Genomic DNA, 259 nt, shown 5'->3' with positions numbered 1-259 from the left:
GACGATTGAAGATCTTGTTCCATCTCAGTCAATGTATCTTGTAGAGAACCTTTATGCTCCACATACATTTTCTTACCTTCAACGTTCTTTTTCTCACCCTTTTGGAACTCAGAAGCAGAACCAAAGTACTCCTTAAAGCATTTGCCATCCTTCTCCACCGTCTCACCAGGAGATTCCTCATGGCCAGCAAACAATGACCCTATCATCACCATCGAAGCCCCGAAACGTACGGATTTAGCAATATCACCGTGTGTACGAA

General features: G+C 43.6%; 1 protein-coding gene. It reads right to left on the bottom strand.

Features of this window, described 5'->3' with window-relative positions:
• On the bottom strand, positions 1 to 259 hold a 259-nt coding region (locus AOA59_RS19210; RefSeq protein ID WP_178076274.1), incomplete at both ends, for an IMP dehydrogenase.

The organism is Pseudomonas sp. 2822-15 (genome assembly GCF_002742515.1).
In the GTDB taxonomy this organism is placed as follows: Bacteria; Pseudomonadota; Gammaproteobacteria; order Pseudomonadales; family Pseudomonadaceae; genus Aquipseudomonas; species Aquipseudomonas salomonii.
Note: the sequence above shows the minus strand (reverse complement) of the source record. Positions and strands in the feature narration are given on the sequence as shown.